General features: G+C 33.2%; 26 protein-coding genes and 1 pseudogene. 12 read left to right on the forward strand and 15 right to left on the reverse strand.

Annotated elements, in window-relative coordinates:
- Positions 1-197: 197 nt before the first annotated feature.
- The 6 genes from SD960_RS20485 (at position 198) to SD960_RS20510 (ending at position 4,633) form a co-directional block, all read left to right on the forward strand.
- Positions 198-1,361, forward strand: coding sequence for a sigma-54-dependent transcriptional regulator (locus tag SD960_RS20485; RefSeq protein WP_042565148.1), 1,164 nt, complete (start codon positions 198-200; stop codon positions 1,359-1,361).
- Positions 1,362-1,412: 51 nt separating this feature from the next.
- Positions 1,413-2,075: a DEAD/DEAH box helicase gene (locus SD960_RS20490; RefSeq protein WP_318805697.1), complete on the forward strand. Its 663-nt coding sequence runs from the start codon at positions 1,413-1,415 to the stop codon at positions 2,073-2,075.
- A gap of 91 nt (positions 2,076-2,166) precedes the next feature.
- Positions 2,167-2,982, forward strand: a complete 816-nt coding sequence (locus SD960_RS20495; RefSeq protein WP_318805699.1) for an alpha/beta hydrolase — start codon at positions 2,167-2,169, stop codon at positions 2,980-2,982.
- Positions 2,983-3,001: 19 nt separating this feature from the next.
- Positions 3,002-3,220 carry a putative signal transducing protein gene (locus SD960_RS20500; protein ID WP_318805701.1) on the forward strand — a complete coding sequence of 73 codons (219 nt, stop codon included), beginning with the start codon at positions 3,002-3,004 and terminating at the stop codon, positions 3,218-3,220.
- Between the two features lie 74 nt (positions 3,221-3,294).
- Positions 3,295-4,122: a Cof-type HAD-IIB family hydrolase gene (locus SD960_RS20505; protein WP_318805703.1), complete on the forward strand. Its 828-nt coding sequence runs from the start codon at positions 3,295-3,297 to the stop codon at positions 4,120-4,122.
- Positions 4,106-4,633, forward strand: coding sequence for a GNAT family N-acetyltransferase (locus SD960_RS20510; protein ID WP_318805706.1), 528 nt, complete (start codon positions 4,106-4,108; stop codon positions 4,631-4,633). Before SD960_RS20505 ends, SD960_RS20510 begins: the two co-directional genes overlap by 17 nt.
- 106 nt (positions 4,634-4,739) lie before the next feature.
- Here SD960_RS20510 and SD960_RS20515 read toward each other — a convergent pair whose 3' ends face one another.
- Positions 4,740-5,270, reverse strand: coding sequence for a hypothetical protein (locus tag SD960_RS20515; RefSeq protein WP_318805708.1), 531 nt, complete (start codon positions 5,268-5,270; stop codon positions 4,740-4,742).
- A 505-nt stretch (positions 5,271-5,775) separates the two neighbouring features.
- Between SD960_RS20515 and mtaB the strand changes: the two genes are divergently transcribed.
- Positions 5,776-7,110, forward strand: a complete 1,335-nt coding sequence (gene mtaB / locus SD960_RS20520; RefSeq protein ID WP_318805709.1) for a tRNA (N(6)-L-threonylcarbamoyladenosine(37)-C(2))-methylthiotransferase MtaB — start codon at positions 5,776-5,778, stop codon at positions 7,108-7,110.
- A 167-nt stretch (positions 7,111-7,277) separates the two neighbouring features.
- On the opposite strand, the gene SD960_RS20525 is transcribed toward mtaB, so the two are convergent.
- The 8 genes from SD960_RS20525 to SD960_RS20560 form a co-directional block, all read right to left on the reverse strand.
- A complete protein-coding gene (locus SD960_RS20525; RefSeq protein WP_318805768.1) occupies positions 7,278-7,787 on the reverse strand; it encodes a hypothetical protein in 510 nt (169 codons plus the stop codon).
- 171 nt (positions 7,788-7,958) lie between these two features.
- On the reverse strand, positions 7,959-8,675 hold the full coding sequence (locus tag SD960_RS20530) for a 3-ketoacyl-ACP reductase (RefSeq protein WP_318805710.1): 717 nt from the start codon (positions 8,673-8,675) through the stop codon (positions 7,959-7,961).
- A gap of 115 nt (positions 8,676-8,790) precedes the next feature.
- Positions 8,791-9,378: an LURP-one-related/scramblase family protein gene (locus SD960_RS20535; protein ID WP_318805711.1), complete on the reverse strand. Its 588-nt coding sequence runs from the start codon at positions 9,376-9,378 to the stop codon at positions 8,791-8,793.
- Positions 9,379-9,414: 36 nt separating this feature from the next.
- The gene (locus SD960_RS20540) at positions 9,415-10,113 is read right to left on the reverse strand and encodes an SIMPL domain-containing protein (protein ID WP_318805712.1); all 699 of its coding nucleotides are present in this window, start codon (positions 10,111-10,113) and stop codon (positions 9,415-9,417) included.
- A gap of 225 nt (positions 10,114-10,338) precedes the next feature.
- Positions 10,339-12,504, reverse strand: a complete 2,166-nt coding sequence (locus SD960_RS20545; protein WP_318805713.1) for a YfbK domain-containing protein — start codon at positions 12,502-12,504, stop codon at positions 10,339-10,341.
- Positions 12,505-12,584: 80 nt separating this feature from the next.
- On the reverse strand, positions 12,585-13,550 hold the full coding sequence (locus tag SD960_RS20550) for a hypothetical protein (protein WP_318805714.1): 966 nt from the start codon (positions 13,548-13,550) through the stop codon (positions 12,585-12,587).
- Between the two features lie 2 nt (positions 13,551-13,552).
- Positions 13,553-14,053: a sigma-70 family RNA polymerase sigma factor gene (locus tag SD960_RS20555; RefSeq protein WP_318805715.1), complete on the reverse strand. Its 501-nt coding sequence runs from the start codon at positions 14,051-14,053 to the stop codon at positions 13,553-13,555.
- Positions 14,054-14,385: 332 nt separating this feature from the next.
- Entirely contained in the window at positions 14,386-15,222 is an 837-nt protein-coding gene (locus tag SD960_RS20560) for a DUF6929 family protein (RefSeq protein WP_318805716.1), read from the reverse strand.
- Between the two features lie 108 nt (positions 15,223-15,330).
- On the opposite strand from SD960_RS20560, the gene SD960_RS20565 reads away from it, so the two are divergent.
- Positions 15,331-16,212 carry a PPK2 family polyphosphate kinase gene (locus SD960_RS20565; RefSeq protein ID WP_318805717.1) on the forward strand — a complete coding sequence of 294 codons (882 nt, stop codon included), beginning with the start codon at positions 15,331-15,333 and terminating at the stop codon, positions 16,210-16,212.
- Between the two features lie 170 nt (positions 16,213-16,382).
- On the opposite strand, the gene SD960_RS20570 is transcribed toward SD960_RS20565, so the two are convergent.
- The gene (locus SD960_RS20570) at positions 16,383-16,910 is read right to left on the reverse strand and encodes a hypothetical protein (protein WP_318805719.1); all 528 of its coding nucleotides are present in this window, start codon (positions 16,908-16,910) and stop codon (positions 16,383-16,385) included.
- Positions 16,911-17,270: 360 nt separating this feature from the next.
- Between SD960_RS20570 and SD960_RS20575 the strand changes: the two genes are divergently transcribed.
- Together SD960_RS20575 and SD960_RS20580 are read left to right on the forward strand one after the other, a co-directional pair.
- On the forward strand, positions 17,271-17,498 hold the full coding sequence (locus tag SD960_RS20575) for a hypothetical protein (protein WP_017495128.1): 228 nt from the start codon (positions 17,271-17,273) through the stop codon (positions 17,496-17,498).
- A 60-nt stretch (positions 17,499-17,558) separates the two neighbouring features.
- Positions 17,559-19,499 carry an LTA synthase family protein gene (locus SD960_RS20580; RefSeq protein WP_318805723.1) on the forward strand — a complete coding sequence of 647 codons (1,941 nt, stop codon included), beginning with the start codon at positions 17,559-17,561 and terminating at the stop codon, positions 19,497-19,499.
- Between the two features lie 60 nt (positions 19,500-19,559).
- Here SD960_RS20580 and meaB read toward each other — a convergent pair whose 3' ends face one another.
- The 5 genes and pseudogenes from meaB to SD960_RS20605 form a co-directional block, all read right to left on the reverse strand.
- Entirely contained in the window at positions 19,560-20,657 is a 1,098-nt protein-coding gene (gene meaB / locus SD960_RS20585; RefSeq protein WP_318805724.1) for a methylmalonyl Co-A mutase-associated GTPase MeaB, read from the reverse strand.
- 161 nt (positions 20,658-20,818) lie between these two features.
- On the reverse strand, positions 20,819-21,460 hold the full coding sequence (locus tag SD960_RS20590) for an NAD(P)-dependent oxidoreductase (RefSeq protein WP_318805726.1): 642 nt from the start codon (positions 21,458-21,460) through the stop codon (positions 20,819-20,821).
- A 55-nt stretch (positions 21,461-21,515) separates the two neighbouring features.
- Positions 21,516-21,923 carry an Rrf2 family transcriptional regulator gene (locus tag SD960_RS20595; protein ID WP_318805727.1) on the reverse strand — a complete coding sequence of 136 codons (408 nt, stop codon included), beginning with the start codon at positions 21,921-21,923 and terminating at the stop codon, positions 21,516-21,518.
- A 139-nt stretch (positions 21,924-22,062) separates the two neighbouring features.
- Positions 22,063-22,527, reverse strand: a complete 465-nt coding sequence (locus tag SD960_RS20600) for a hypothetical protein (RefSeq protein WP_318805728.1) — start codon at positions 22,525-22,527, stop codon at positions 22,063-22,065.
- A 53-nt stretch (positions 22,528-22,580) separates the two neighbouring features.
- Positions 22,581-23,146, reverse strand: a pseudogene (locus SD960_RS20605) (Crp/Fnr family transcriptional regulator).
- A gap of 105 nt (positions 23,147-23,251) precedes the next feature.
- Here SD960_RS20605 and SD960_RS20610 point away from each other — a divergent pair.
- Together SD960_RS20610 and SD960_RS20615 are read left to right on the forward strand one after the other, a co-directional pair.
- The gene (locus SD960_RS20610; protein ID WP_318805729.1) at positions 23,252-24,163 is read left to right on the forward strand and encodes an AEC family transporter; all 912 of its coding nucleotides are present in this window, start codon (positions 23,252-23,254) and stop codon (positions 24,161-24,163) included.
- Positions 24,164-24,275: 112 nt separating this feature from the next.
- On the forward strand, positions 24,276-24,914 hold the full coding sequence (locus SD960_RS20615; protein ID WP_318805730.1) for a peroxiredoxin: 639 nt from the start codon (positions 24,276-24,278) through the stop codon (positions 24,912-24,914).
- Positions 24,915-24,991: the final 77 nt, after the last annotated feature.

Here is a 24,991-nt window from a genome sequence, read left to right on the forward strand (position 1 = left end):
TGTATAGTTACAAAGGTTCAGAGTTACAAAGGAACAAAGGTTTTTTGAATACACTCACCTTCGTAATTTAAAACAAGACATTGTAGAATTTTACAAAGAGCATAAATTAATAAAATAATGTAGTTTCAAAAGTATAATGGCAGCAAAGATTTTAAACTTTGTACCTCTGAACCTTTGAACCTTTGAACCTCAAAAAAATGAGTAAAATACTAATTATAGAAGACGAAGCAGCGATCAGACGCGTTTTAGTAAAGATTTTATCAGAAGAAAATGATACCTATCAGGTTGATGAGGCGGAAGATGGGGCTGCGGGACTTGACAAAATAAAAAACAACGATTACGATTTGGTTTTGTGCGATATCAAAATGCCAAAAATGGATGGTGTTGAGGTTTTGGAAGAAGTAAAAAAGATTAAACCGGAAATTCCGATGGTCATGATATCAGGTCACGGTGATATGGAAACGGCGATTCATACCATGCGTTTAGGAGCTTTTGATTATATCTCAAAACCGCCGGATTTAAACCGTTTGCTGAATACAGTTCGTAATGCTTTAGACAAAAAACAGCTTGTAGTTGAAAATAAAATTCTGAAGAAAAAAGTCAGTAAAAACTACGAAATGGTAGGCGAGAGTGAAGCCATCAGTCATATTAAATTAATGATTGATAAAGTTGCCCAAACCGAAGCCAGAGTGTTAATTACAGGTCCAAACGGAACAGGAAAAGAATTAGTAGCGCATCAATTGCATGAAAAAAGCGAGCGTGCTAATTTTCCTTTAATTGAAGTAAACTGCGCTGCAATTCCGAGTGAATTAATCGAAAGTGAATTGTTCGGTCACGTTAAAGGTGCTTTTACATCGGCAGTGAAAGATCGCGCAGGAAAATTTGAAGCAGCAGATAAGGGAACTATTTTCTTAGATGAAATTGGTGATATGAGTCTTTCGGCGCAAGCCAAAGTTTTACGTGCTTTGCAGGAAAGTATGATTACGAGAGTTGGGGCAGAAAAAGATATCAAAGTTGATGTTCGTGTTGTGGCTGCAACCAATAAAGATTTGAAAACAGAAATTGCCGAAGGTCGTTTCCGTGAAGATTTATACCATCGTTTGGCTGTGATCTTGATTAAAGTTCCGCCATTAAATGAAAGACGTGATGATATTCCGGCTTTAATAAGACACTTTGCGGAGAAAATTGCTTCGGAACAAGGAAATGTTGTCAAAGTATTTTCGCAGCCAGCCATAAAATTATTGCAGGAATACGACTGGACAGGAAATATTCGTGAACTTCGAAATGTAGTCGAAAGATTAATCATTCTGGGAGGAAACGAAATTTCTGAAACAGACGTGAAAATGTTTGCAAGCAAATAGTGATTTTATTTTTCGATCAGAAATCTAAAATCTAAAATCTAAAATTAGAACATGAAATTAAAAAAGATAAACGAGAAGTTACAAGACGCTTTAATTGAGAATGGTTTGACGGAAGCAAATGTATTGCAGATGGAAACTTTTTCGACCATAAAAAGTGGGGCCGATTGTATGATTATTTCTCCAAAAGGAAGCGGGAAATCGACAACGATTGTATTGAATGTTATTCAGCAATTGGCCGGTCAGACAGAAGAATCGCCACGTGCTTTGATTTTTGTAGAAGACAAAGCCAAAGTGCTGGAAATGGAAGAACTTTTTGAAAAATACGGAAAATATACCAATCTTGAGGTTTATGGAGTGCATGACAAAGGTGACATGGATTATGATAAAAACTACATTTCAACCGGAATCGACGTTTTAATTGGAACACCAAATAAATTGAGCGACATGTTTACAACGGCGGGTTATAATGTAAACCGTTTAAAAATGTTTATTCTTGACGATGCAGATCCTATTTTGAAATTACGTCATGAAACTAAAATCATGCGTATTTCAAACAGTATTACCAAAACGCAACGTATTATTTTTGCTGAAACTCTGACAGAACGTATTGAGATTTTGGCAGATAAAATGCTTCTGGAACCTTATTTTTTTGATATGGATGAAGAAGGTGAAGAAGAATTGGATGAAGAAGAAGGTTTTATCGAAGAAGAGTAATTTATTAGTCTCAGTTTTCAGTCTCGGTTTTCAGTTTTCATACTATAAACTGAGACTGAGAACTGCAACTGAAAACTAGAAACTAAACTATATGGAAATACTCAAGACCTTTAAATTTCTAACAATTGTGCTTTTGTTATTTTTTGTTGTTATTTATATTTTGGTAGTTTCTTATGTATATTTTAATCAGGTTGGAATGATTTTTCAAAGCGCAAGACTTCCAAAAGATTTTAAGTTTGATTATCAGCAAAAATTTGAAGAATTAAATATTAAATCCTTTGACGGGATTAATTTAAACGGTTTGTTATTCAAAGCCGAAAATTCTAAAGGTTTGATCTTTTATCTGCATGGAAATGCCGGAACATTAGAAACCTGGGGGAAAATCGCCAAAGTGTATACCAAACTAGGGTATGATATTTTTATTTTGGATTACAGAAGTTTTGGAAAAAGTGAAGGAGAAATTGAAAATGAAGAGCAATTAAATAAGGATGTTTCTGTTGTTTATAAAAAAATGCTTGAAAGATATCCTGAAAATAAAATCATTATTACGGGTTATTCAATAGGTTCAGGATTGGCAACTATTTTAGCTTCTCAAAACAAACCCAAAGCTTTAATTCTTCAGGCGCCTTATTATAGTTTTACAGAATTATCGAGTTCGAGAGTTCCGTTTTTTCCTAATTTCATGAAGAAGTTTAGTTTAGAAACCAGTGATTATTTGCCAAAAATAAAAGCGCCTATTTATATTTTTCACGGAATGGAAGATCAGCTGATTCCGTTTAAAAATTCCGTTCGATTGAATGAATTGTTAAAATCAGATAAAAATTTGTTTCTGCTGAAAAATCAGGATCATATAGGAATAAATGAAAACGAAGATTTTCAAAATCAGCTAAAAATAATATTACAATAAAAATTAAAAACAAAATGTTATGGGATTAATGAAGGTGTTTTCAGGAAGTGAAGTATTAGCAATTGCTTTACAGGAAAAATTAGAACAAGCGGGAGTTGAAACCGTAAAGAAAGATAATATTCAATCTGCTCGTTTGGCAGGTTTTGGACAAACCGATTTAGCCGTTGAAGTTTTTATTCAGGAAACTGATTTTGCAAAAGCAAATCCGGTAATTGAAGATTTTAGAATGAGTATCTAAATTAGTTTTCAGTCGTAGTATTCAGTCTCAGAGAGCACTGCAAACTGCGACTGAATACTGAACACAAAAAAAACATGCAATATAAAATGCTGGTGCTCGACATGGATGATACTTTGTTGACAGACGATCATAAAATTTCAGAATTAAATAAAAAAGTCCTTCTTGAAGCTCAGGCAAAAGGGGTGCGTGTTGTTTTGGCTTCGGGTCGTCCAACATCGGCAATGACGGCTTATGCTAAAGAATTAGAATTAGATTTAAACGATTCGTATATTATCTCGTTTAATGGCGCTGTAATTAGTACAGCAAAAGATGACCTTATATTATTTGAACAGTGTTTAACTCCGGAGCAAATTCATGATTTATACGATTATAGTGTAAAGATGAAAACACATATCATAACCTATCTTGATGGTGAAATAGTGAGTGAAACAGATTCTGAATATATCGAAATCGAAAAAGAAATCACAGGATTGCCTCATAATAAAGTACCTGACTTTAAAGCTGCAGTAACTAAACCTGCTGTAAAATGTATTTTGTTGGCAGAACCTTCTTATTTAAAAGAAGTAGAAAAAGATTTAAAATTAGCAATGCCACATTTGAGTGTTGCCATGTCTAAACCTTTTTTCCTGGAAGCTGCTCAAAATGGCATTGATAAAGCAAACAGCCTAAAACTTTTGGCCGAAAAACTAAATATTCACCAAAGTGAAATTATTGCTGTTGGAAACGCAGGAAATGATTTAACAATGATCGAATATGCTGGTTTGGGTGTTTGGGTTGATAATGTAACGCCTGAATTGCGTGGCAGAGCCAATGTAATTGTAGCTTCTAATAATGATGATGGAGTTGCCGAAGTGGTGCAGCGCTACATCTTAAATAATTACATCCATGAAGAAATCAATTGAGACAGAACGTTTGCTTTTGAGAGAATTAAACCTTTCAGATGCAGATGGGATGTTTGAATTGGATTCGAATCCAAATGTCCATATTTTTCTGGGAAAAAAACCTGTAAAGAGTATTGAGGAAAGTATAAGTCAGATTGAAAATATCCAACAGCAATATGCAGATTTTGGTATCGGCCGCTGGGCTGTCGTTCTTAAAGAAACCAATGAATTTTTAGGCTGGTCAGGAATAAAATTCATTACGAATGAAATCAATAAACACCAAAATTTTTATGAAATTGGTTATCGGTTTATTGAAAAGCATTGGGGAAAAGGATACGCAAGCGAAGCCGGAAAAGCCTTTATTGAATATGCTTTTAATGAAATGAAAATAGATTGCCTTTATGCTTATGCAGATGAAGGAAATGAAAACTCAAGAAAAGTTCTTGAAAAATTGGGTTTTCAATATGTAAATTCGTTTTTGTATGAAGACGAATTAGAAGTTTGGTACGAATTTAAAAATCCGAACAAATAATATTAAATCAGAGAAATGTGTCCAAATCTTTATAAACTTTCGTAATGAGTTTGCAAAGATTTGGAGAACAGTTCGTTGTTTTATTCTCTGAGAAATTAATTCTTTATTATTTTTTAGCTACAGAAACAAAATATTTATTTCCATCACCCATTGTTAATTTTACACGTTCGTCGCAAAGATCAATAGCAAAATTTACACTTTCGTAACAGCTGCAAGTAGTGTTTTTGTCTTTAGACATTTCAGTTTTGCAATTGTTGTTTTTAAAAGTAGCTAATTGTGGTGTATACAAACTTACTAAATCTGTAGAAGCCGTTACTAAAGAAATGATACTTGCAGAATTGTTGTTCGCAATTCTATATACAATTCTATCAGTATAGTTTACTTCGTTTACAGTTACTTTACGAATGTAGGTATAAGCAGTTGATCCTTCACCTGGTTCTTTTACTTCAAACTTAAAACCAACCGCACGAATAGCAATGTCAAATTGTGATTGAGAGTTTAAACTCGCCCAATTTGTCAAAGTACTAATAGATGGGAATGGATTAGTAGTAGCGGGAGCAGCAGCTTGTTGCGTTTGCGCTTGCGAAGTGAAAAAGGTTAAGAACATCAAGCAGATTGTGGGTAAAAATGCTTTCATAATAAGTGTGGATTTTTTTAATTTTTTGCCTACTCTTTATGGTTTTCGGCTTACCCATTTTTATTTATAACAAAACAACAATATAACGACTAAATTTCAAAATTGTTATCGTTAAATCTACGGTTTATTAAATTATTTTATGTTAAAATTTTTATCTAATTATAGCATAACTGCAAACGATAGCTTTTTCAAAGCTAAATGTAAGAAAAATTTAATTTGACTGTAAATAAAATGCATTTAAACGACAAAATTTGCTTTTAATCGATGTTTTGTCATTTTATTCTTATTGAATTATTTTTTTTACTTTACAAATAAAACTTATTTTTTGATTCTACGAATAGAGTTTACTGTTTTTTTAGTCTTGTTTTAATAGATGTTTACTTCAAAATATTGATATATAGTATATTATTGATTTTATTTTAAAGAATATTGTATGTAAATTTGCAAACTCTCTAAATTGAGATGTAAATATAATATCTTACTACTTAAAACGTAGTCTATTCCTATGGAAAATAGAAAAAAAGTTGCTTTTTATACGCTTGGATGCAAATTGAATTTCTCAGAAACTTCTACAATTGCCCGAAACTTTAATGATGAAGGTTTTGATCGTGTTGATTTTGAAGAAGTAGCCGACATCTATGTAATCAATACTTGTTCTGTAACTGAAAATGCAGATAAGCAATTTAAGCAGGTTGTAAAAAAGGCAATGAAACTAAACGAAAAGGCTTTTGTTGCCGCCGTGGGTTGTTATGCGCAATTAAAACCAGAAGAATTAGCTGCTGTTGATGGCGTTGATTTGGTTTTGGGTGCTACTGAGAAATTTAAAATTACCGATTATATTCACGATTTAAGCAAAAACGATATGGGTGAAGTGCACTCATGCGAAATTGCCGAAGCGGATTTTTATGTAGGAAGTTATTCTATTGGAGATCGTACCCGCGCTTTTTTGAAAGTTCAGGATGGCTGTGATTATAAATGTACATATTGTACAATTCCTTTAGCAAGAGGAATTTCGAGAAGTGATGCTTTAGAAAATGTTTTAGAAAATGCAAAAGAGATTTCGAAGCAAAACATCAAAGAAATTGTTTTAACCGGAGTAAATATTGGAGATTACGGAAAAGGAGAATTCGGAAATAAAAAACACGAACATACTTTTCTTGATTTAGTTCAGGCTTTGGATAAAGTAGAGGGAATCGAACGTTTGAGAATTTCGTCTATAGAACCTAATTTATTGAAAAACGAAACCATAGAATTTGTTTCTAAAAGCAGAACTTTTGTACCGCATTTTCATATTCCGCTGCAATCTGGAAGCAATGATATTTTGAAATTGATGAAACGCCGTTATTTACGTGAAATATATACAGAACGTGTGAATAAAATTCGCGAAGTGATGCCACACGCTTGTATTGGTGTTGATGTAATTGTTGGTTTTCCGGGAGAGACAGATGAGCACTTTTTAGAAACCTATCATTTCTTAAATGAAATGGATATTTCGTATTTACATGTATTTACCTATTCTGAAAGAGACAATACCGAAGCTGCCAACATGCCCGGAATCGTTCCTGCGAATGTTAGAGCAAAACGCAGTAAAATGTTACGTGGATTATCAGTAAAAAAACGTCGCGCCTTTTATGAAAGTCAGTTAGGAACAAACAGAACCGTTTTGTTCGAAAGTGAAAATAAAGAAGGATACATACACGGTTTTACCGAAAACTACGTAAAAGTAAAAACACCGTGGAATCCTGAGTTGATCAATACATTACAGGAAATCAATTTAACAAAAATTGACGAAGACGGAAGCGTACGCTTAGAGTTTTTAAATAAGTTGGCGGAAGCGTAACAATATACATAAAGCATGTCATTGCGACGAACGAAGCAACCGCACTAACAATAAGCAAATTTGATAAGACATACTAAGTGAGATTGCTTCGTTCCTCGGAAAGACAAAACACAAAAGCCCTTTTTTTATTTAAAAAAGGGCTTTCTCATTTTCTATAAAAAAGTAGTTTATTTCTTTTCTTGCTGAAGCATTAATTTCAATGAATTAATATAATCTGTATCAAATTCGATTACTCTGATTTTCTCGGGATTAAAACTTAATTCACCACCAAACTGACCTTTTGTGTCTAAAAAATCAATTGTAAGTTCTTCATCGTTCAATTCGATCAATTTTCCTAAATAAGCAGATTTTGCAGATTTTTTGGAAATCTGTAAAACACCATATTTATTGTTTATGAAATGTACAATCGACGCCAAATCCCTAATCGGAATAATATCTTCGGCATTTGTTTTTAAACCTTTCAGGCGAATTACTTTTTCGGTAAATTCCAGATCTTCATCTCTGTGAACAGCTTCGATATTCTTGTTTTTTAAAATCACAAATCCATCCAAAATAAAATCTACCGGATTGTTTCTTAATAAAATCCAGTCATCAGAATAATCAATAAGAAAACCTGTAAAAAGCTCTTTTTTGTCGCTAAATTCAATAGCTATTAATTGTCTTAAATATTGTTCCATCATGTTTTTTAAAGCTTTTAGGTCTTTGTCAAAGTTTCAAACTTTGACAAAGATTAAGGTACGATATTTTCTGGAAACTCCAATAATTTAAGTTCCAAATTCCAATTTTTAATATGATTAAAACTTCCACTAACAGTTGAAATTTGGAAATTATTTTTTAGAATTTGTTACTTATGGGTTCGTCGACCAAATACTGCTATTTTTTATAAAGACCCTGCGGCTTAATTTCAGTTGTGCAATAATTAATTCAGCAATATCTTCAGATTGCATAACCTTTTCAGGATTACCATCTGTCAGGTTTAAATCTTTAGCCATATCAGTCGCCACCGTACTTGGCGTTAAAGCTGTAACGCGAATATTGTGTTTTCTCATTTCCTGCATCAAAGAATCTGTTAATCCTAAAACAGCAAATTTTGAAGCACTGTATGCACTCGTTAAAGCATTTCCGTTTAATCCTGCCGTCGATGAAATATTAATAATATCTCCTGTTTGTCTTTCAATCATGTTTGGAATCACGGCACGTGTTGCATAATATGTTCCCATTAAATTTACCTGAATAATTTTTTCCCACGCGTCCGGTTCTAATTCCAGGAATTTCCCAAAAGAAGCAATTCCGGCATTATTAATTAAAATATCGATGGTTTTAAATTCTGTCAAAGCTTTTTCAACTGCTTTGTTTATAGAGTTAATGTCTGAAACATCTGCAGAAAGCGCTAATGATTTTACACCCAAATTTGAAGTTTCAATCGCAAGCTGATCAACATCTGATTGTGTTCTTGAAACTAAAATTACGTTTACACCTTCTTTGGCTAATGCAATCGCGATTGCTTTTCCAATTCCTTTTCCTGCTCCGGTAATTAGTGCATTTTTATTTTTTAAGTCTGTCATGATTTATATATTAGAAATGCAAAAAGCATCATTTTAAGTCATACAAAAATAAAGCTTTTGATAACTAAAATGATGCTTTTAGAAGTTTTCTTAAACTAAGTTTAACAAACTGTTTTTATTCTTTTAAAACCATATCAATGCACATTACGGCTGCAAGAATTAATTGTCTAAGCGGACTTTCAGGTGCTACAGTTTCTTCTATTTGAAGTACGTAATTATCAGCACTTGTAAAAAGTTCTCTTCCCATTCCTGCCCATTTTTTACTAACCTGAGCAAGTTGTTTGTTTTCATGCGAAAATTTAAAATCCCAACCCGTCCATTTTCCCTGAAGTGTTGCAACCGGTTTTTCGTTTTTATCCAAAATTTCAAATTTTCCCCCAAATGAAAAGAATTTCTGTTTAAAAGTTCCCACCAAACGATCCTTTTCGTCCAAAACTTCAACAGTAGAACGAAACCAGGCAATGCCGCGTCTCACTGAAATTAATTTCTCTCCGGAAGCTGTTGTAATTTCAATATTAAAAGGCGTCATTCTTTTATAATCGGTAAAACGGAAAACTTTGGTAAAAAAGCCAAGATTATTTTCACGGCAATTCATGATAATCTGATTGCTTTCAGGATCATAAATGTCATAGTTGTTTGCGGCCTTGAACATTCCAACGTGTTCTTTTACAAGGAATAGGTTTTGATTTAAAATTGGGTTCATTAAGTTTTGTTTGAAATTGATTTATAATATTTTAATTTATTCTAAAAGAAAGCGCACTTGCACAGAAGTTACAATCTTAATTTTTTCAAATTCAATATTAGGTTCATTTGTCTGTTCTTCTGAAGAAAGGGTTTTTGTCCCTCTAATTCTTATTTCTGCAACGTTTCCTGATAATTGATTGAGATAGTCAAAGTTATTGATTTGTATGGCATTTCCAACTTTTTGATTTAAAGGTTTGCTAAAACTTTCAGCGATTTGTTTGGCACGAAGAATTGCTTTTTCATTTATTAGAAGTTTGATATTTTTTTGCTGATCGTTTTCAACTTTCTCAATTTGAGCATTAGAAATACCAATTTTTTCTAATCCAATAAAAACATTTGAAGCCGTTTTAGCATCGCCAACTAAAATAGAATAGGATTTACTTTTGAAAACGTCATTTTGTTTTAAAAGATAAAATTTAAAATTACTGGACATATCGCTCACACTCACATTTTTATCTGTGTTGATGCCAATTTCTCGTAATTTCTGGATCATTTCTTTTTCAAGATCTTCTACAGATTTTTTTCCTTTTGAATCTTTTTCGGTTAACAACACATTAATCCAGATTTTATTCGGTAAAACTAAGGTATCGGCCTGACCGGAAACTTCAATAAAAGGTTTGTCATTTACACTTTTGTTTTGAGAAAAAGCATTTATGGTGATGAATATTAATAATGTAAAAAGTAAATTTTTCATGGTATAAAAATTAAATGATAAATGGGTATAATTCTTAAAGTTTAAATAAACACATAGAAACATAGCTCTCTATTTGTGAAAAAAGAATATAAAAAGAAACTAGTTTCTCAAACATAGCTCTGTGTGTTAATGCAAGTGAAACGCCTTTTTAGGTTTGCAAAATCTATGTTTCTATGTGTTAAAATAAATTATGTTCAACTGTTTAAATTGCAATAAAGTATTGATTTAATAAACCTGTTTTGCGCTTTCAATAAGTCGGATAAGTTCTGCTTTATAACCTTCAGAATCGTTTGATGTTCCTTGTTTGGCTAGTTTTAAAATATCTTCTGATGATTTATTTGCAATTAGTTTTGAATCTCTTAATTTTAATCCAAACCACGCAACCGCAGTACTGAATTTAAAATCATCACTTGATTTGTCTAAAGCAACCGATTTGTTTTCGATTACTTTTACCATTTCGATGCTTTTATCGCCATCTGGTTTTTTGTAACGGAATTTTACCGTGGCCAATTCACCAGCATAGTTATTCGTGCTTTCGGGAACTGTAGTATATTTTAAAGCATCCGGTTGTTGGTTTAAGTAGTCGCTCGTAACTCCGGCCGGAATAATTTCATACAAAGCCGTAACGGTATGATTGCTTCCTAATTCGCCCGCATCAATTGCATCATTTTTAAAATCTTCGGGACGCAATTTTCTGTTTTCATATCCAATTAAACGATACGCCTGAACTTGTTTTGGGTTAAATTCTATTTGAATTTTTACATCTTTTGCAATAGCGAACATCGAACCTTTAAACTCTTTTCCTAAAAATCGATTTGCTTCCTGAATATTGTCGATATAAGCGTAGTTTCCATTTCCTTTATCAGCCAGCGTTTCCATTTTACTGTCTTTGTAATTCCCCATTCCATAACCCAGACAAGTAAGGAAAACGCCGGTTTTTCTTTTTTCTTCAATCAGTTTTTCCATGTCGGAGTTAGAAGTACTGCCTACATTAAAATCACCATCTGTTGCCAGAATCACTCTGTTATTTCCATTTTTAATGAAATTTTCAGCAGCAATTTTATATGCCAATTCAATTCCGGCTCCTCCGGCAGTACTTCCTCCGGCATTTAAGTTTTCAAGCGCATCAACAATTGTTTTTTTCTCATCTCCAGATGTTGGTGCCAAAACCAAACCTGCTGCACCCGCGTAAACTACAATCGCAACTTTGTCTTTGTTTCGCAATTCGTTTACCAATATTTTCAACGATTGTTTCAATAAAGGCAATTTGTTAGGATCGCTCATCGAACCCGAAACATCGATTAGAAATACAAGATTGGATGCAGGTAAATCGTTTGTTGGAATATTTTTTCCCTGTAAACCGATTTTCAAAACCCTGTTTTTAGCATTCCACGGAGATTCGCTTACTTCCGTATTTATTGAAAAAGGATTTTGATCTTGCGGTTGCGGATAAGTGTATTTAAAGAAGTTGACCATTTCCTCCACACGAACAGCATCTTTAGGAACAGATTGTCCGTTATTAATAAAACGTCTCACATTGGTGTAAGAAGCATTGTCAACATCAATAGAAAATGTAGAAAGCGGTGCCGTTTTTGGGCTTTCAAAAGCATTTTCTACAAAAGCATCGTAATCTTCGTTATTTGGTTCGGTTGGTTGAATTGTATTGATAGGTTTTAATTTATCATTCATTTCTTTTTCAGAAAGATTTTTATACATATCGCCTTTGGTAGCAATGACAACAACTCCGTTTGCACCTTTATTTCCATAAATTGAAGTTAAGTTTTTGTCTTTTAAAACTTTCACATCCTGAATATCATTCGGGTTTATTTGCGCCATTTGATCGGCTTTTATGGCAACTCCGTCGACAATATATAATGGTTCATTTTTAGATGAAATAGATTGTGTGCCGCGAATTGTAATAGTCGATCCGGAAATATATTGTGAACTATTTTGTACACTTGGTGCAACCAAAGTTCTTCCCTGAACAGATTCCCTGGCAGATTTTGCTGCCATTTTTCTTTTCTCAGATCTATAACTATTATTTTCATATTCTGTAGCTATTCCGGAACCCATAGTAATTACTTCCTGCAGTTGATTAGAGTTTTCTTTCAACGTAACATTCATTACATTTGAATCTTTTACAACTATGGTTTCAGAATGCATTCCAACATAGCTAAACACGATTTTATCTCCTTTTTGAGCTTTAATAGAATATTGTCCATCATAATTGGTAGTAGCTGATGTTTTTGTTTTTTGAATGTAAATATTAACTCCCGGAAGCGGGTTCGCGCTTACATCTGAAACAATTCCCTTAATTGTTTTTTCCTGTGCAAATGTTACGAAACATATAAGCATAGTAATGGCTGATGAAATAAGTTTTAGACTTTTCATGATAGTGATTTTTTAAATTAATGTTCGGAATTTATCTTTGCCAAAGTCTCAACTCCGGCAAAGATTTTTTGAAGTAAGAATTATTTTTTGTTAACCGGTTTTCCTGTTTTGGTAGTAATAATAACAACTCCTTTTTTGCCTTTTTCGCCATATTTTGATGTGGCTTCAAGATCCTGAAGTATTGTTATGGTTTTGATTTCCTGTTTGTCTAAAGGCGCGTACGGACTTGTTGGATTTGGACCATACAAATCATTTTCAGAATAATAAATTCCGTCAATAATATATAAAGGTTCGTCCAGAATTACTAACGAATCTACATTTGAAGGTTCCAGATTTGACATTTCTGCAGACATCATTTTGTCTTTTTTGGCGTCATCGCTATTGGCCATCGCGTTTCCGTTTATAACAACCAGCGGAGCGCTTTTCTTAGCTTTTACAGAAGATTGCTTTTCAGCGAAAGCCACTCGGGCAGATTCTTTTTGTACTGCTTTTGAATAACCGAAACTTTCATTTTTATCTTGTTCAACTGAAACTTCTTCTTCTGCATATTTTGATGCAGATTGAACCGGAGCTGCCACAACGACCTCATTAAGAACTGTTGCTGGCGATACTGCATCTGCAGTTGGTTCACTAAACGAACGTTGTATTTCGTTTACCGCTATTTTTTGTTGTTGCTGAATTTGTTTGTCCAGAATTTTAACAGCATCTTCTTTCGGAACTATTTCAGGATTTTCAACAGCGACACCATCTTTTTCTACAATAGCATTCTGAGTTTTCGTTTCAACAGAATCATTCACAACAACTTGATTATTTTGAATTTCCTTTGTTTTATCTGATAGAAAAAACTGAGATCCTAAAGAAATTAATAATAAAAGAGAAGCTGCAATGGCAATTTTTTTCCATAACGCGATTGTTTTCTTATCTTCTTTTTTGTCGAGTTTTTCTTCAACGCGCGACCAGACTTTTTCCATTCCCGGAAAATCTTTCAGCTCAGCATTTTGTGCCGCTTCTTTAAATTTATCGAATATTTTATCTTGATTGTCCATGACTACTTTGCTTTTTGGTAATACAATTTGTTTACTAATTCCTTCAACTTGGTTTTAGAAGCATTCAATTGTGATTTTGATGTGCCTTCAGAAATGTTGAGCATGCCGGCTATTTCCTTGTGTCCGTAACCTTCTATAACAAAAAGGTTGAAAACAGTTTTACAGCCATCCGGAATGTGGTTCAATAAATTGAGTAAATCTTCTTCTTCGAGTGAATTGATCTCGTCGGTAAAAGGTTGCGAAAGCAGTTTGACATCATCCAAATACATATTAAAGTTTGTATTTTTCTTGATCGTTGCCAAACAATGGTTAACCGCTATTTTTCTTGCCCACGCCTCAAAAGCTTTATCTTCTTTTAGCTGTTCTATTTTTGTAAAGATGGTATAGAAAGCGTCAGCCATAGCTTCTTCGATTTCTTCTTCCTTCTTTAAGTATCGTTTGCAAACGCGATACAGTTGTGGAGCCATATGCTCATAAACCTGACGCTGAGCGTCGCGGTTCATTTTTTTGCAGCCGGATATTTGAGTTTCGTTTATCACAATTGGTGTCTTTCTTATATAGAGAGATAAAAAGATAAAAAGGTTGGGACGGGGATTAAAAAAAGTTTTTTTTTAGAGGTTCATAGGTTCAAAGTTACAAAGGTTCATAGGTTTTATATTTAGAAACGTATTTGTAGGCGCATTTGTAGAGACGTACAGCAGTGCGTCTCCGCAAAGATATTTACCAATTTTATGTCATTGCGAGGAACGAAGCAATCTCATGTTGATTTTTTTATTAGCAGCCTTCCTTATTTTAGTGTGGTTGCTTCGTTCCTCGCAATGACAAACTGAACGTATTATTTAATCGGCAAAACCAATTTGAAAATCTTCGTCTCTAAAAGATCCGTATCATTATCCTCGCACAATAAAAATTCAATTTTATCATTTGATTTTTTATAGAAAGTCAAACCTTCAAATTTATTGGTTGACGTAATTTTTTGAGTGAAATCAATTTTCATGGTTTTAAGATCGATTCTTCCGATGAAGCTTCCCAAAATGTCTCCGTCGTCGTAAGTTGATTTTGTGTCTTCGGCAGTACAAAGGAAATAGATTTTGTCTTCGACTAAAATAGCATCGGTAAAACTGGAGCGAACACCTTTTATTTTTGGTAGTTTATAATTGGTGGCAACCAAAGCAAATTCTTCGCCCAAATTTTTGGCGTGAATGGTAAAAATGGTGTTTTTGTTGGAGATTCCATTTCCGCGGTTGAATAAATACCAGTTTTCACCATCAAAAATAGCGCCTTCCAAATTAAAATCTTCCGGTTTTATAGATCCAAAACTTTGCATTACGGCATATAAATCAACCAAATTATTTTTTTGTAAAATGGTTTTGGTTTTTAAATCAAAAGCAATCATTTTGTTTCTTTTTTCGGTTGAACCGGAACCAAAAACATAAAGTGTATCATTATGATGCGTAACAGATTCAAAATCTGGTTTGATTTTTTTCGGAATATTTTGCGACGGATTATCAATTAATGGATGATGACTTAATTGCTGATTCTGCATATTGTATTCGTATAAAAAGCCGCTGTTATCGCCAATGATATACAATGAATCGTTATTAAAAAATAATCCTGATGCCGAACCGATTCCGATGATTTGAAATAATATTTCTAATGTAAATTTTTCCATGGATGATGTTTTGAACTTAAACCTAGCCGCTGATAGCAATGAATAGTAGTTCCGATAGCTATCGGAATTCGTAAAATTAGTATATTTATAATATAAAAATAGAAATATATGAAATCTATAGATCCGAATGATTTTAAAGTTACAGATAAAATAAAATTATCCAAGATTCCAACTTTGTTAGATATAGAAGCTGATGATGAAGAGAAGGAAGAAAAAATGGACAAAGTGAGAGACAAATTAAGCGATTTGCAGGATATAATGTATTCGTATAATAAGTACAGCGTTTTAATTTGTCTGCAGGGAATGGATACTTCGGGAAAAGATAGTTTGATTCGGGAAGTTTTTAAAGAATTTAATCCGCGTGGTGTAGTAGTACATAGTTTTAAAACGCCCAATTCGACGGAATTAGAACACGATTATTTATGGCGTCATTATATCGCTTTGCCCGAAAAAGGAAAGTTTGCGATTTTTAACCGTACGCATTACGAGAACGTTTTGGTTACACGCGTACATCCGGAATATATTTTGGCAGAGAATTTACCGGGAATAAATTCTGTGGACGATATTACACCTAAATTTTGGAAAAAGAGAATTGAGCAAATCAATAATTTCGAAAGTCATATTGTCGAAAACGGAACGATTGTCATGAAGTTTTTTCTACACTTAAGTAAAGAAGAGCAGAGAGAACGATTGTTACGACGCTTGGAAGAAGGAAAGCACAATTGGAAGTTTTCTCCGGGAGACCTGAAAGAGCGCGAACATTGGGAGGAATATCAGCAATATTATGAAGAAGCCATAAACAGAACTTCGACAGAACATGCGCCGTGGTATGTTGTTCCAGCCGATGATAAAGAAATGGCGCGCTATATTGTGGCTAAAATTATCTGGGAAGAAATGAAAAAATACACGGATATTAAAGAGCCGGAATTAGACGATAAAATAAAAGCCAACTTTGAAATGTATAAGAAGGAATTGTCAGGAAAGAAGTAATTTAGATAATTTGTCGAATTGAGATAATTAGATAATTGTTGTCTGGCTGAGTAAATATGTTCTTTATTATATAGAGAAATTGGAACTTCTATAAAATTATAAACCCGACAGATTGTGAGGATCTGCCGGGATTATTACCAAAAACAAAAGAATAAAAATGAAAGTATTTTTTACAAATCAAATCCATACGCTAAACGAAGCGCAACCTGATTTGTTTTAAATTTATTATAATCTTCGTAACGTACACTGATATCAATGTATTTGTTAGCGTATCCAATTCCCGGTGCCCATAAAAAAGTAGTATTGTCATAACCATTTGTTACGGCAAAACCGGCACCGACTTCACCAAGAACATAAAATTGATCTTCCCATACAAAGGCTTTAAAACCAGCTTTTGCCGGAATAAATCCAAGATCATCTACATCAACTCCATTGTCATCTTTACCCATAAATAAATTTGTAAAACCTGTAGTTAATGTTAAAGAAGTTCTTTTAGATAAATCATATTGCAAACGCACGTCTCCACCAAGAGACCAATCGTAAGCATTATCAGTTGGTAAACCACCGTTTACCCCAAAACCTAATCTAAATCCCTGATCGTAATTTTTAATTTCTTCAGAAGTAGTTTCCTGAGCAAAAGTTGTGTTGGCAGATAAAAAAGCAAAAGCAGCAAGGCATATAAATTGTAATCTTTTCATGATAATTTTTTTTGAATTATTAATACTGTAAAATTAAACGCAAGACTTTTGGTGTTTGTTATATAATTTTTTGAAATTTTTATATAATCTGCTATCGAGCTATTGAATGCTTAATATTGGCTTATAATTTTAATAATACATAAGAATTCAAAGCTTCTGATTATCTTTACCAGCCTTTAACGACAGCAGAAATATAGGTGTATATTCACTTTCATTACTTAACCAAAAAATTAATCGATAATTCATCTTCAAATAACTAAATTTGACGATTAAAAAATATACGCTACAGATTTTTAAATCTTTTTTAATCCTTTAATCTGTGGCAAGAAAAAAAATAAACAAAAAAATAAATTAATAAAAATGGAATTACCTAAATTTTTACTCGGAGATAATACTGATTTTCCAGATGATATTTTTATCATTCACCTTGATTACCCAAGATTTATAATCAATTTAAAAGATGATGAGGTTGAATTTATGGAAGAAGCCGAAGATCTTGATGAAGCAGAATTAAACGCAGAAATGGAAGGATTAATTGTTTTGGCTAATGAGTTTTATGACAGAGAAATAAACCGTTACGAAGAATAGTAGAGACGCACCGCAGTGCGTTTTTTCGTTACAGGTCTCAACCCAAAATATTAAATCTTTATGATGAAAAAATTAAGTTTTCTAAAACCCATTTTTAATTTCATAGCAATTGGATTGCTAATTACTACTTTAAGTCGAATCTTTTTATTTTTTATTTTTAAAGACAGAGTAGTAGAAACCCCAAATTTCTGGTATATCTTTCCAATCGGTCTTCGAATGGACTTAATTCTATTGTGTTATTTGTCTTTTCTCCCGGCGGTATTAATCACTTTTTTACCCAATAAATGGCTAAAGTTTACCAATAAATTTCTGGTAATTTATAGTTTTTTATTCCTGTTTCTGATTTTGTTTGTAGAATTGGCTTCGCCGGATTTTGTAAAACAATACGATACACGTCCGAATAAAATTTTCTTAGATTATCTGATTTACCCGAAAGAAGTAGTTGGAATGCTTTTAAAAAGTTATCTGACTTCAATTATTGTGACTTTCCTGATTTTGGGAGTTGTAATTTATTTGGCGCTCAAAAAAGGACAAAAATATTTTCATACCACAAGTACAGAATATAAATTCAAACTGATGCTTTTTCCATTGGTGGCTTTTTTATTGTTTTTCGGAGCACGCTCAAGTTTGGTTTCAAAACGTCCAATTAACGCCAGTAATGCTGTTTTTTCTACAGATCAATTGACAAATTGTTTAGGTTTAAATTCATTTTATACTGTTGCTTTTGCTGCTTATTCGATTAAAAACGAAGGAAACACAAAAATGTATGGTAAAATGGACGAAGCCGAAGCAATCGCTCGTGTAAAAAAATACATGATAGCCGGAAAAGGTGATTTTAATGATGCTGATATTCCGTTTTTACATGTACAGCAGCCGGATTCTGTTATGAAGAAACCCTATAACTTAGTAATCTTTTTGCAGGAAAGTTTAGGAGCTGAGTATGTTGGAATTTTAGGTGGAAAACCATTAACACCAGAATTTGATAAATTATCTAAAGAAGGTTTATTGTTTACCAACTTATATTGTACAGGAACCAGAAGCGTACGCGGAATTGAAGCAGTTGTAACCGGATTTTTGCCGTCTCCGTCGGAAAGTGTTGTGAAGTTAGGAAACTCTCAACAAGGATTTTTTACGCTTGCAGATGCTTTAAAACAAAAAGGTTATGACACCAGTTTTATTTATGGCGGAATGGCGAATTTTGATAATATGGCTTCATTTTTCAACGGAAATGGCTTTGAGGATATCGTAGATCAAACAGATTTTGAATCAGACGGAAATAAATATGCTTTTAAAGGAACCTGGGGTTATTCTGATGAAGATTTGGTAACAAAAGCAAATAATTATTTTAAAGCAAAAGGGGAGAAACCTTTCTTTTCTTTAATGTTTTCAACTTCAAATCACGAACCTTTTGAATATCCAACAGGAAGAATTAAAACGTATGATAAAACAGCTGCGACTGTAAATAATGCAATGAAATATGCCGATTTTTCGATTGGGAAATTCTTTGAAATGGCAAAAAAAGAAGCTTATTTCAAAAACACGATTTTCATCGTAATCGCGGATCATAATACAAGAACTTACGGAAAAAATTTAGTACCAATAAATAAATTCCATATTCCGGCCTTAATTATGGGACCAGGAGTTGCAAAAGGAGTTTCGTATAGTAAACTGGCAAGTCAAATTGATATTCCGCCAACATTATTGGGTTATTTAGGAATTCCTTTCGAAACGCCAATGGTGGGAAGAAACCTAAATCAATTAGATCCCAAAACGCAGGGAAGATCGATTATGCAGTTTAATGATATTAACGCCTTTAGGGTTGAAAATCAGGTTGTGATTATGCAGCCAAATTTAAAGCCATTGCAATTCGAAATCAAAAATGATACAACCTTAATTCCTGTAAAATTAAATGAAGAATTAGCAAAAGATGCTTTGGCGCATGTAATAACAGCGGGAAATTTATATAAGGAAAATAAGTATAAGTTAAGAGGAACTAAATAGGTCCAAAGGAACAAAGGTTCAAAGCGACAAAGGTTTTTACTCTGTACCTTTGAACCATTGCTACTTTGTACCTTTATTAAAATACAATTTCAACAAATTCTGAGCAGCTGCAAAAGGTGAGATTTCATCGTTTTGCACTGCTTTTTTATTTTGTTCTAATTGAGAAATGATTTCTGGCTGATTGTAGAAATTCTGTTTCAATTGCTCGTTTATGGTTTCCATCATCCAGAAATGATTCTGTTCTTTTCTTTTTTCCTGAAAAAAACCTGTTTCATTTGTCATTTCAAAATATTGAGATATGGTGTCCCAAATTTCTGATACACCATCTTTTGTAATAGCGCTGCAAGTAGTAACTTTTGGCTGCCAGTTTGATTTTTTGGGAGGAAATAAATGCAAAGCCCTGTTGAATTCCAATTTCGCCTGATTTGCTTTTTTGATATTGTCGCCGTCAGCTTTGTTAATGACAATTGCATCTGCCATTTCCATAATGCCGCGTTTAATGCCCTGAAGCTCGTCACCGGCACCTGAAATTTTCAGCAATAAAAAAAAGTCTACCATGCTGTGAACAGCAGTTTCGCTTTGTCCAACGCCGACGGTTTCTATAATGATCGTATCAAAACCTGCGGCTTCGCATAAGATAATTGATTCACGGGTTTTTCTGGCCACGCCACCCAAAGTATCTCCGGAAGCACTTGGCCTGATAAAAGCATTTTCATCTTTCACCAGTTCTTCCATTCGGGTTTTATCGCCCAGGATACTTCCGTGTGAAAGCGAACTGCTTGGATCAACGGCCAAAACAGCAACTTTTTTACCCAGCTGTGTCAGGAAAGTTCCAAAAGCTTCGATAAAAGTACTTTTTCCAACGCCGGGAACACCTGTAATTCCTATTCGGATCGATTTATTGGCATGTGGCAAACATCCATTAATAACTTCATTTGCTTTTTCCGCATGTTCGGGATTGGTACTTTCTACTAAAGTTATGGCACGGCTTAAAGAAGTTCTGTTTCCGTTAAGAATTCCATCAATCAATTCATCTGAAGAAGGTTGCTTTTTCCTGTTTTTCTGAATTTGATTTATAGCAGAAATACTGGTGATTTCTGGAGGCGAAATTCCGGCTTTTTCTTGTAAACTGCTCGATTGTTTATTTGAACTTGACAAAATACTTTTTTTGGTATTGTAAAAGTACAGAAAACAAAAACAGTTTCAAAAAAAGGATTTTTGAAACTGTTTAATATAGAACACGAATTTCACAAATTAACACAAATTAATGCAGACTCTTTAAAAATTTTTGATTCGTGAAAATTAGTGAAATTTGTGTTTTAATATCCTGCTGTAAAACGAACCTGATGATGTTTAGGATTTTCGGTTTCGTCTGCAATAACAACTGCTAAATCTTCTACAGAAAGAATACTTCTTTGCTCATCATTAAAAACCGGATTTTCTAAACCTAAGCGGTATTTTCCTGTTCTTCCTGTTGTAGTTCCTGCATGCATTTCGAAAGCCGGACTAAAAAATGCCCAGTCTAAATCTTTTTCTTCTTTAATGATATTTAAATAATCTCTTGCAGCGCTGGCTCCCGGATAGATTTCTTTAGGAAAATCAGGAGTGTCAACAGCTTGTAAATCTGGCGCAACAAATAAGCTTCCGGCACCTCCAATTGTTATAAAACGTTTCACGCCAGATTTTTTTGCAGCTTCCTGAATAGCTTTAGAACCTGCCAGAAAATCGTCATAAATATTTGGGTTTGTCCAACCTGGATTGTATGCGTTTATAATAACGTCATGTCCTTTTAAAACATCTGCCAATGCTTCAACATTAAAAATATCTGCAGCAACCCATGTTGCGTTTGATGTTTCTTTCGGATTTCTGGCAATAGCAGTAATGTTGTGATTTCTGTTTGCTAATTCGTTTAAAATAGCTGAGCCAACAAATCCTGTTGCTCCAATAATTGCGATTTTCATAATATATAATTTAATAGTAATAAAAAATGTTACAGTTTTGTGTAAAAAAATAGTTTTAGAACTGATTCGAAAAATCTTCCAAAGAAATTCCTTCAAGTTGTAAACTAACTTTTTGATTCATATCTGCATATAAAGCAGATAGGTTTTGATTGATTTTTTTTCCAACAGGACAATCCGGATTGGGCTGATTTTTGGCATAACCTAAATTAATGGTTTCAAAAGTCATTTCAAAAACCTCTTTTAAAGTGATTTTACCTGGATCAACAGACAATTTTGTTCCGCCATTTTTGCCTTCTTTACTTTCTACAATGTTGTGTGATTTTAAATTGGCAATTTCTTTTCGAACCAAAACAGGATTCAAATTAATGCTTCCCGCAATATATTCAGATGATAAATAATCATTTGGATATTTTGTAAGCAAAGTAAGAATGTGAATCGTTATGGCAAATTTACCTGAAATCATACTGTAATAAAATATGTTACAAATGTAAGATGTTTTATGAAATAAAAAAAGTTTTAACTAAAATTTAATTAAAAAGCTAAGATGAAACGGGAAGTTGTGCACATCATTTTGTTTAAATAATGTGCATTCATTTGATTGGCTATTTGATTTTTGATTGATTTCTGATCGAAAAATAATAAACCCAAAGTATAAAAAGAAGCTGCAGTGGTATTCTAAACCATAGATACGAAATGCCTTTACCGCTATAATCGGCGGTTTGTAAATTTATATTATGACATGCAGCGTAGATATTTGCAGGAAGCAACATTATAAAAAACACTATAAGTAGTTTGCCCGTAAGTGATGTTGTTTTTGGTATCAGAAGCCCTGCCGCCGCAACTAATTCTATGATTCCGGTAATATATACAATTGTGATAGGCGAAGGCAAAAAAGCGATCATCATTGCCATTCCCTTTGCAAACTTAAAATGACCAATTGCCGTAAATACAAGCATGGCGGTCATTGCTATTCTGCCAGCCTGTGAAATTTTAAATTTTTTAGTTGTTAATTTTATAATAAGTAAGGCACTTGCAAAGACTCCGAATAAAATAATTAAAGTTTTCATATCTTTTTTATACAAAGTTGCATCCTAAAGAGACCTAAAAAAATGAACCTGGGTTAATAAATGCGTTTTTTTATTCTGCTCAAAGCTTGTGGAGTAATGCCAATATAAGAAGCAAGGTATTTTTGAGGAATTTTTTGAATCAATTGTGGCTGCTCTGTAAATAAATTGAGATAGCGTTGCTCAGCAGAATCGTTAAGGAGCGAAAGTTCCCGTTTGGATTTTTTTAGAAATAATCCTTCACTTGCAAGACGCCCAAGAGTATTACCAATTTTTGTTTCGGTATAAATATCCTGAAGATCACTATATGATATGCGCCACAGTATAGTGTCAGCAAGGGTTTCAATAGTATAATTTACAGGTTGTCTTGTAATAAACGAATCATATCCACTTGCAAATTCACCATCAAATACAAACGTAAAAGTGAGATCATTATCTTCGCCGGGAATATAATACCGAACTACTCCTTTCTCTATAAAGGAAAGATAATTTTCAACATGCCCCTTTCAAGTATAGGCGTTTTCTTTGAAAATTCCTGACGTATTAGCTTTGACGAAAAAGTATTCCAGTCCTCATCTGAAAGTTTTGCCATTCTATCAAAATTATCTCGTATTCGCTGCATTGCTTTTTTTAATTACAGATTAAAAGTAATAAAAACTTTATGAAGCCGTATAATTTGTTTTATACATCAGCTTATAAATGTCTATTTTTGTGGCTACTTAACAATATGAACAACTTTATTTTAATATTCTTCTTTTTGTTTCTGGGATTGCTTTTAAAAAATATAAAGCAATTTCCAACGCATATCTATAAGAGTATCAATAAAATTGTCATTTATTTATGTCTGCCGGCAATTACTTTATATCATATTCCGAAAATAAAATGGAGCAATGAATTATTGTTTCCGATAGGAGCGGGCTGGATTAGTTTTTTACTGGCTTTTGTTTTTTTTCATTTCTTAGGAAAAAGATTGGGCTGGTCAAATAAATTGATCGGTTGCTTAATTCTAACTGCAGGATTAAGTAATTCCTCTTTTCTTGGATATCCAATCGTTGAAGCTTTATTTGGGAAAAAAGGTTTAGAAACAGCTGTTTTGGTCGATCAGCCGGGAACATTTGTTGTGGTTTCTACTTTGGGTGTTTTCGTAGCGGCTTTTTATTCGAAAGGAAGTCCTGATGCTTTGAGTATTTTTAAGAAAATAATTTTATTTCCGCCGTTTATCACTTTTGTTGTAGCTTGTTTGATGAATGTTTTTCAGTACGATCTAGAACTTAGTCTCCAATCTATTTTATTAAAAATTGGAAGTTTGGTTACACCATTGGCTTTATTTTCTGTTGGATTACAATTGAGTTTTGATCGAAAAAGTCGTCATTGGCAATTTTTACGACTTGGGCTTTTTTTTCGATTAATCGTTACTCCATTTATAATCTTGGTATTATATGTTTTTGTTTTTAATCAGCATACTGAAGCAATCAAAATAACAATAATAGAAATTGCAATGGCACCTATGATTACAGGTGCAATTTTAGCTTCGACTTATGGTTTAAAGCCAAAATTGAGCAGTATGATGATTGGTTTCGGAATTCCGATTTCGTTTGTAACCCTTGCTATATGGTACTTTGTTGTAAGCTTTATTTAGCTTAGAATAGTAATTAGATAGAAAAGATAGAATTTTAACTTTTTTTTAGAAATTGAATGTTCTCTTTGTGCTTTTTTTGATTAATTTTAGATGAACTAAAAAACACACAATTATGTCAACATTACGATTAGGCGATATAGCTCCGGATTTTTCTGCAGAAACCACAGAAGGAACAATACATTTTCATGAATGGTTAGGAGATTCATGGGGAGTTTTATTTTCGCATCCTTCAGATTTTACACCGGTTTGTACAACTGAATTAGGAACAGTTGCTAATTATCTTCCTGAATTTACTAAAAGAAATACAAAAGTTATTGCTTTAAGCGTTGATGGTTTAGAGTCGCACAAAGAGTGGATAAAAGACATCAATGAAACTCAAAATACAACCGTAAATTTCCCGATAATTGCTGATGAGGATAAAAAAATAGCTACTTTATACGATATGCTGCATCCAAATGCAAGTGACAAATTTACAGTACGTTCTGTATTTGTTATTGGTGCCGATAAAAAAATCAAATTAACGCTAACGTATCCGGCTTCGACAGGAAGAAATTTTGACGAATTGCTTCGCGTTATTGATAGTTTGCAATTAACAGCAAATTACAGCGTTGCAACACCTGCAAACTGGAAAGATGGAGAAGATGTTGTAATTACGCCAGCGGTTCCGGATAGTGATATTCCGGCAAAATTCCCAAAAGGACACACGCCAATAAAACCTTATTTGCGTATGACACCACAACCTAATAAATAAGGTTCTAAGTGCTAAGAGAATAAGGTACTAAGTTTCTAAGAGTTGTTGAGAAAAAACCTCAGTATCTTAGAGTCTTA

It is taken from the genome of Flavobacterium sp. MMLR14_040 (assembly GCF_033657265.1).
Lineage (GTDB): Bacteria > Bacteroidota > Bacteroidia > Flavobacteriales > Flavobacteriaceae > Flavobacterium.